The organism is Streptomyces alkaliphilus (assembly GCF_014141535.1).
In the GTDB taxonomy this organism is placed as follows: domain Bacteria; phylum Actinomycetota; class Actinomycetes; order Streptomycetales; family Streptomycetaceae; genus Streptomyces; species Streptomyces alkaliphilus.
This window is the reverse complement of record NZ_VKHT01000616.1, coordinates 1-3,159: the sequence shown is the minus strand read 5'-3', so window position 1 is coordinate 3,159 and position 3,159 is coordinate 1. Positions and strand designations below refer to the sequence as shown.

General features: G+C 73.2%; 4 protein-coding genes. All 4 read right to left on the bottom strand.

Translation table 11 applies throughout. The features are described 5' to 3' along the window. Nucleotides 1-111: 111 nt before the first annotated feature. The 4 genes from FNQ90_RS17510 to FNQ90_RS17495 all read right to left on the bottom strand — a co-directional run bounded on the left by FNQ90_RS17510 (nucleotide 112) and on the right by FNQ90_RS17495 (nucleotide 2,993). Complete coding sequence (locus tag FNQ90_RS17510; RefSeq protein WP_182607245.1) at nucleotides 112-1,134, bottom strand: inorganic phosphate transporter; 1,023 nt, start codon at nucleotides 1,132-1,134, stop codon at nucleotides 112-114. A 5-nt stretch (nucleotides 1,135-1,139) separates the two neighbouring features. Continuing rightward, nucleotides 1,140-1,763 (bottom strand): DUF47 domain-containing protein, encoded by a 624-nt coding sequence (locus FNQ90_RS17505; protein WP_143618625.1) that lies wholly within the window; start codon nucleotides 1,761-1,763, stop codon nucleotides 1,140-1,142. 255 nt (nucleotides 1,764-2,018) lie between these two features. Beyond that, nucleotides 2,019-2,360: a DUF2516 family protein gene (locus tag FNQ90_RS17500; protein ID WP_143618627.1), complete on the bottom strand. Its 342-nt coding sequence runs from the start codon at nucleotides 2,358-2,360 to the stop codon at nucleotides 2,019-2,021. Nucleotides 2,361-2,534: 174 nt separating this feature from the next. After that, entirely contained in the window at nucleotides 2,535-2,993 is a 459-nt protein-coding gene (locus tag FNQ90_RS17495) for a hypothetical protein (RefSeq protein ID WP_182607244.1), read from the bottom strand. Between the last annotated feature and the right edge of the window lie 166 nt (nucleotides 2,994-3,159).

The window sequence follows — 3,159 nt, the reverse complement described above, 5'->3', positions numbered from 1 at the left end:
GGAGACGTCGGGGTGCGGAGCGCCCCGGCCGGGACGTGCGGCCGGACCCGCCGGGCCCCGGACCGCCGGGCTTCCGGACGGGGCGCCCCCGCGAGGGGACGGCCCGGGCGGTCAGCCCGTGAGGGGCAGCAGGAGCAGGCAGAGCACCGCGCCCGTCCCGGCGGCGGCCAGGGGGGTCAGCGCGTGACCGGCCAGCCGCAGGGCCGAGGTGCCCGAGCGCACCGCCCGGGCCCACCGTCGACGCCGGGTGGCGCCCGCGCCCAGCACCGCCGGCGCGGCGGCCTGTGTCGGTGACAGCGGCACACCGGGGATCAGCGAGGCGAACAGCAGCGTCACCGAGGTGCTCGCCTCGGCCGCGAAGGCACGCGGTGGGTCCGCCTCCAGGATCCGGCGCCGGGTCCGGCTCATCAGTCGCAGGCCGCCCAGCGCGGTACCGACCACCAGGGTCGCCGCGCAGGCCAGTCGCACCCACCAGGGCACCTCGGCGCCCGGGCCCACCGAGCCCGCGGCCACCAGGCCCAGCAGGATCACGCCCATCGTCTTCTGGGCGTTCTGCAGGCCGAAGCCCATCGCCGCTCCGGCGGCGGAGACCGACTGGGCGATCCGGAAGCCGTGCTGTACCCGGCGGGGACGACCGCGGCGGAAGATCCACAGGATGGCGACCATCAGCGCCCACGCCCCGGCCAGGGCCGCGAGGGGCGCCAGCAGCATGGGCAGCACCACGCGGCCCGCCACCTCGCCCCATCGCACCGAGCCGGTGTCGGCGAGGAGGGAACCGGCGAGGACCGCGCCCAGTACCCCGGCGATCAGCGCCTGCGAGGTGGAACCCGGCATCCGCAGCCATCGGGAGACGCCCGCCCACAGCAGCGCCCCGGCCGTCCCGGCCAGCACGGCGGTCAGCCCGGCGTCGCCGGGGTCGAGGTCCACCAGGCGGTGCGCGACGGTGGTCGCCACCGCCGTGCCCAGCAGGGCGCCCGCCGCGCCCATGACGCAGACCAGCACCAGCGCCACCCGGGGGGTCAGGGCGCGGGTGGAGACGGAGGCGACGAGCAGGTGCGGGGCGTCCCGGAAGCCGTGCAGGCAGGTCAGGAGGAGGGCGGTCGCGATCAGCGCCGCCAGGGCGGTTCCGGTCACCGTCCTCAGGACTCCTTGACCACGATGGACTCGACCGTGTTGGCCACCTGCTCGAAGGCGTCGGCGGCCTCCTCGAGCACGTCCACGATCTGCTTGAGCTTCATGATCTCCACGGCGTCGTAGGCCCCGTTGGTGAACAGGTGGGCCAGCAGTCGGCGGTGCACGCGGTCGGCCTGGTTCTCCAGGCGGTTGACCTCGATCCAGTACTCGGTGAGGTTCTCCATGGTGCGCAGGTGCGGCATCGCCTCGGCGGTCAGCTCGGCGGCCCGGTTGAGCACCTGGATCTGCTGGTCCACGCCCGGTGGCAGCTCGTCGATGCGGTAGAGGACGACGAGGTCGACGGCCTCCTCCATGAAGTCCATGATGTCGTCGAGGCGGGCCGCGAGCCGGTAGATGTCCTCGCGGTCGAAGGGCGTGATGAAGGAGGAGTTCAGCTGGTGGTAGACGGCGTGGGTGGTGTCGTCCCCCGCGTGCTCGGCCGCCCGCATGCGCTCGGCGATCTCCTCGCGCCCCTCGGCATCGGCGCCGAGCAGTTCCAGCAGGAGCTTGGAGCCGGTGAGGATGTTGTCCGCCGCCGCGGCGAAGAGGTCGTGGAAGCCCGTTTCCCGGGGCGTCATACGAAAGCGCACTGGACGTCCTCTGCGATTCATCGGGCGGTGGTAACCCGAAGATGCTAAGGGCATATTTAGTCCGGTGCTCACCACTTCCGGGGGTGAGATTTCCCGCACCGGGCCCCGCTTGAACATCGGAGGGCGATCATTTCTTGATCGTTTTCGACCGACATGCCGAAGGGCGGGGAGTGGACTCCCCGCCCCGGTCGATGCCCGGTGCCGCCCCTCGGTGCGCCGGGCCCCGGGGGTGGGCGGAACCTCCGCCGGTGGCTCTCAGCGGCCGCCGTTGTACGGGCCGTAGGGGCCGTCGCTGCTGCTCCAGCCGCCCCGACCGCCACCGCCGCCACCGACCGCCGTGACGGCCGGGCGGACGTCCACGATGTAGACCACCGCCGCGATCGTGCCCGCCAGCGCCAGCAGCAGGAAGCCGGGGATGAACAACTGCACCGCCACCGACACGCCGAGGATCACCAGCCAGAAGGGCTTGGTCTTCTTGTCGGCGGCCCGGAAGGCATCCTCCCGCTGAAGGGCGGCGTGCACGAAGGCGAAGATGCTCAGCACCACCAACCCCAGGAGTACGAGGTTCATCAACGAGAAGAACCCGTTCAACAGCATCGCCGTTCACCATCCTGTCGATTCGCCGGGCGAACACCGGTCGGGCCGCCGGTCGGTCCCCTCAACGCTACCGGGTGCGGCCCGACCTCCCAACGTTCCCGGGAAAGTACCGTCGCGCGGCGCCCGGCCGTGCCGCGTCCCGTCGGTGCGGGACGCGGCAGGCGGGTCCGGGGGTCAGCGTCCCTCGGTGCCGGCGTCGGCGTCGGCGTTGGTGGCGGAGCCGTCGCCGGGAGCCCCGGCGGGGTCGGTCACCCGCTCCACGGTGACCTCGGGGGCCCCGGCGTCACCCTTGTCCCCGGCGGCCTCCTCGCGGGTCTCCTCGCGGTGGGTGCGCCACTGCTCCACGGCGCCCCGGCCGCGCAGGGCCAGCTCCTCATAGGTCTCCCGGGCCTTCCCGGCGTACTCCCGGGTGGTCTCCCGACCCTGCTCGGCCAGTTCCCGGGCGCGGTCGCGCAGCTTCGGCAGCTCGCTCTCGCGCACCTCGCGCAGTCGGACGGGGGCCTCCTCGCGCAGCCGCTCCAGCGAGGCGGGCAGCGCCCGCAGCTTCTCGGCGGCCAGGTCGGCGGCGCCCGCGACCACGTACAGCGGGGTGGCCTCGTTCAGGTTCTTCCGGATGTCCTCGGTGACGGTCATGGTTCCTCCCGGTGTGCCCGTGCTTGTATCGCACTGCTGTTCGTTCATGTGCGCGTACTCGTCCCGTGTCCTCGGCCGGGGCGGACGCGCCGTTCCCGGGGACGGGTCCACCGAACGTGTCGGCGGCCGGTCCCGTGGTCTCAACTCCCCGTCGTCGGGGGTGGGG